5 protein-coding genes are annotated in these 4,528 nt (G+C 57.6%); all 5 read left to right on the top strand.

What is annotated here, in order from left to right:
• The coding region (gene ftsA, locus FBQ85_27005) for a cell division protein FtsA (protein MDL1878783.1) at positions 1–742 on the top strand (742 nt) is incomplete at its 5' end.
• Between the two features lie 94 nt (positions 743–836).
• On the top strand, positions 837–2,045 hold the full coding sequence (ftsZ, locus tag FBQ85_27000; protein ID MDL1878782.1) for a cell division protein FtsZ: 1,209 nt from the start codon (positions 837–839) through the stop codon (positions 2,043–2,045).
• 264 nt (positions 2,046–2,309) lie between these two features.
• On the top strand, positions 2,310–2,933 hold the full coding sequence (locus FBQ85_26995; GenBank protein MDL1878781.1) for a sigma-70 family RNA polymerase sigma factor: 624 nt from the start codon (positions 2,310–2,312) through the stop codon (positions 2,931–2,933).
• Positions 2,934–2,968: 35 nt separating this feature from the next.
• Positions 2,969–3,634 carry a hypothetical protein gene (locus FBQ85_26990; GenBank protein MDL1878780.1) on the top strand — a complete coding sequence of 222 codons (666 nt, stop codon included), beginning with the start codon at positions 2,969–2,971 and terminating at the stop codon, positions 3,632–3,634.
• A gap of 368 nt (positions 3,635–4,002) precedes the next feature.
• Positions 4,003–4,528 (top strand): hypothetical protein (locus tag FBQ85_26985; protein MDL1878779.1); only part of this gene is annotated, 526 nt, incomplete at its 3' end.

The following is a 4,528-nucleotide window of genomic DNA, read 5'->3' as shown; positions in this document are numbered from 1 at the left end:
TATCTGCCGCTGCATCGAACGCGCCGGCATGGTGGTGCAAGATCTCGTGCTTGAACCGCTGGCCTCGAGTTTCGCCACTCTCACGGACGATGAAAAAAATCTCGGCGTGGCGTTGTTGGATATCGGTGGCGGCACCACCGACATCGCAATGTTTTATGAAGGCTGTATTCGGCACACGGCCATTGTCGGACTCGGCGGCAAGAACATCACCAACGATTTAGCGCACGGCCTGCGCACGCCCATCGAGCGCGCGGAACTGCTTAAGATCGCCTACGGCGCTGCCATTCACACGGACATCGAACGCGACGATACCGTTGAAGTTTTCGGCGTCGGCGGCCGGCCGGCGCGCAAAGTCTCGCGCCAGGTTTTGGTGGACATCATTCAACCGCGCGTCGAAGAGATTTTGGAGCTGACGCTGGCGGAGCTTAGAAAATCCGACTACTTCAAGCTCATGACGGCGGGCGCAGTTCTGACTGGCGGCTGCGCTATGTTGCCCGGCATCGTCGAGCTGACGGAATCGATTTTCGATATGCCGGTCAAGCTCGGCATTCCCAACACCGTGAATTCCGTGACTACGGAAGTGAACAAACCCAACCATGCCACTGGCGTCGGATTGGTGCTTTATGGCTATCAGCACAAAAATGATGTCGAAGGCTTGACCAGTCCGAATGAAACGCATTTGTTCGACAAGATCGCGGAACGTATGAAACGCTGGTTTGGCGTGGTGAACCGCGCGGCCTAGTGAAGTAGTAGCGCCTTCAGGCGCTTGTTTTTAATCACTGAAGCCCCTGCAAGGGGCTACTACGAACGATGACTCTCAGCAAGGAGATTTCTCCATGAACCTCAGATTGAATTTTGATGAAGGCGGCTTGATGGCGGCGCGCATGAAGGTGGTCGGTGTGGGCGGCGCCGGATGCAACGCCGTGAACCGCATGATCGCCGCCGGCTTGACGGGTGTTGATTTCGTCGCCATCAACACTGATATGCAAGCGCTCGACACCTCCAAATCGACGCAACGTTTGCAAATCGGCAAGACGACCACGCGCGGCCTGGGCGCGGGCGCAGATCCGGAAATCGGGCGCAAAGCCATTGAAGAAGATCGCGACATGGTGGCGGAAATTCTCGACGGTTGCGACATGGTCTTCGTCACCTGCGGCATGGGCGGCGGCACCGGTACGGGCGCTGCGCCAATCGTGGCGGAAATTGCCAAAGATCGCGGCGCGCTCACGGTCGCGATCGTCACCAAACCGTTCGTGTTTGAAGGCAACAAGCGTCTGAAACGCGCGGAAGAAGGTTTGCACGAGTTGAAACAGCGCGTCGACACCATGATTGTCATTCCGAATCAACGCCTGCTTTCGGTTGTGCCCAAAGGCACGCCGCTGGTTGAAGCCTTTCGCCAGGCGGATGACGTGTTATTGCACGCCACGAAAGGCATTTCGGATTTGATCTCGATTCCTGGCCTGGTCAATCTCGATTTTGCCGATGTGCGCACCGTCATGAGCGAGATGGGCGATGCCTTGATGGGCGCGGGCTTGGCGCGCGGCGAAGAGCGCGCGATTCAAGCGGCGCAACAAGCCATTTCAAGCCCTCTGCTCGAGGACATTTCGATTGCAGGCGCGCTCGGCGTTTTGGTGAATATCACCGGCGGCAGCAATATGACATTGCATGAAGTGAACGATGCCGCCACCGTGGTTTCCGAAGCGGCGGGCAGCGACGCCAACGTGATCTTCGGCGCCGTCATCGATGAAAACATGGGCGACGAGGTGCGCGTTACTGTGATTGCCACGGGTTTTCGCCTCAACGGCCGCCATCCTTCTGCGAGCCGGCAGAATCGTGTTGCACGATTTTTTGACACAACCATCAAGGAACTCGACATCCCAACCTATCAGCGCCGCGAGAAGAACGGCCATAATGGGCACAATGGCCATAACGGGCACGCCGAACCGATCATTCGTCCTCTGGAGGATGAATATGTTCCGATGCCTGATGCGCCGGCAGATTATGACGTGCCTGCGTTCTTGCGTAAGCGGATGGGTTCGTCGTAGCGGCTTGCGGCGCAACCGCAATTTTGTCGCGGCGCGCAAGCAGTGAAAGTATCTCGGAGAGTATTGCGATAAACTGGCCTTGAATTACACGCGCACACGGTGAGTGAGTTGTACCACGGCTGACGGCCCTGCGATCCTGGCTATTCTGGCAAATCGCGGGGCTGTCGTTTTTAAAAGGACTTGCTTTTTTGGCGCAATAATGGCACTTTTAAAACCACTGTATGGCAGTTGTTTTTTTGAGAATCGAGCAACGCGGTTGAAGGGATGGACTTCATTATGAATCAGCAGGCTGACCCCGCGACAGGAGTAGGGCAAGACGTCTTGCGGCGCTCGGATGACGAGTTGCTCGGGGCAATGGCGCAACGCGAGCAGCAGGCCCTGGCCGAGTTGTATGATCGCTATGCGACCGTGCTTTATACGCTGGCGCTTAAGATTGTAGGCAACGCCTCGACGGCGCAGGACGTGGTGCAAGAGGCCTTTCTCACGGCTTGGCGTAAGGCCGCGCTTTACTCGCAGAAACGCGGCAATGTCCGCACCTGGCTGATTGTGCTGTGCCGCAATCTGGCGATTGATCATTATCGTGCCAAGATGCGCCTGGCCTCGCGCCGGGTGGAAATGGAATCTGTAGGCGAAATCCTGATCGAGCATGATCAGAGTCCGGCAGAGGCCGCGGTGGCAAGGGAAGACGGACGGTTATTGCAGCAAGCGCTCGAACAGCTTCCGCGCGAGCAGCGCGACGTCATTGAGTTGGCCTATTTTCGCGGGTTGAGCCAGTCTGAAATTGCCGAGGAAACCAACACGCCGTTGGGAACCGTTAAAACGCGCACGCGTCAAGCGATGATGAAGTTGCGCGGCTATCTCGTGCAAGCCGGTAGCATCGCGTACTAGAGATCAGATAAATGTTAAGCAAAGTGTAGATAAATATGACAACGGATTACAGTGACTTGTTGGGCGCCTACTTGATCGGAGCGCTCGACAATGATGAACAACAACCTGCGAAAAAGCACGTTGCGGAAAATTCGCCTCTTGTCCGGGCGGTGATTTCCAACTGGACGCGCATATTGATGGCGCTCCCCTGTTCATTGGAGCCGGCGGCGCCCCCGGCAGGTTTAAAAAAACGTTTGCTAGATGCGATTCGCGACGAAGCCTCGCAAGCATCTCTTCAACACGAACATGCGGAAGCGCCGGTTACCGGCAAGTCTGCCGCAGAAAATACGCGTGATGTGCAAATCTGGAAAAACTGGAAACGGCCCGCCGGTCCGGTTGATTTCTTTCTACAACGTGGAAGCGAAGGCGAGTGGGAAACAACGGCCGTTCCCGGTGTGGAGGTTAAGAAATTATTTGTTGACCAAAAGCGCAGTTATGCCACTATGCTGGTGCGCATGGCGGCCGGCACGGCCTATCCCGGACATCGCCATGCTGGTTTTGAGGAATGTTATGTTTTGCAAGGCGATCTGCACGTAGGCGATAATGTGCTGCATGCCGGCGATTATCAACGCGCCGAGGGCGGCTCCATTCATGGTGTTCAAAAGACGGTGCACGGCTGTCAATTGTTTATCGTTTCGTCTTTGGAAGATGAATTGCTGTAAACAAGAATATTTTAGAGAGACCTATTTCACCACCGTGCGAGCGGCGCCAAACTGATTATTCTTTTCATTCGTATTGTTGAAAAATATCAATCGACGCAAGCATGAGATGACAGACGAAAGAACGCAAACACTCGCCGATGGATTCGTGCTTGGCAGCTTGGAGCAGGCCGAGGCGGAGGAGTTTTCCCGGCGCCTGGCGGCGGGAGAGCCGTCTGTCACGCGCGCTTTGCAAGAGGCGCAACGCGTGCTGGCAGGCCTGCCTTACGCGCTTCCGTTGCAAACGCCGCCCGATTCGTTGAAGCAGAACGTCATGCGCAAGCTGCCTGCCAGCACAAGTGAGCCGGCCACGCCGGTATTTGCAGAAACGAGTGCCAACATTCACGCGCTGCCACAGCGACGGCGCGGTGAAGAGCGAGGACGTCGTGCCGGCGAGCGCCATCCGCCCGAGCGATCTGCACGGCGACGTCGACTGCAAGCAGTGCCACCAGCCCCACGACAAGTCCAGCGGCCAGGGCGCAGCGCGCCCCTGCAAGAGCTGCCACCAGATCCAGATCCTGTCCGGCAGCCCGAACCTGCCGGAAGACCACATCAAGTGCGAGAGCTGCCACAAGCAGCACAAGCCCGTGGCCCAGGCGGGCGCCCGCTGCGTCACCTGCCACGAGCAGGCCCGCGCCAAGAGCAATGGCGCCGCTTCCACCGCGCTCCGCCACGACGAGTGCGCCAGCTGCCATTTGCCGCACACCTGGGTCGCCGCTCCCAACGAGTGCGTCACCTGCCACAAGGAACAGGCCAGCGACATCGTCAACAAGAGCCCACCGAAGCACCAGCGCTGCAACAACTGCCACGAGGTCCATGGCGCCCCACCTTCGGGCGCGACCTGCGGCGGCTGCCACA

It is taken from the genome of Cytophagia bacterium CHB2 (assembly GCA_030263535.1).
Lineage (GTDB): Bacteria > Zhuqueibacterota > Zhuqueibacteria > Zhuqueibacterales > Zhuqueibacteraceae > Coneutiohabitans.
Note: the sequence above shows the minus strand (reverse complement) of the source record. Positions and strands in the feature narration are given on the sequence as shown.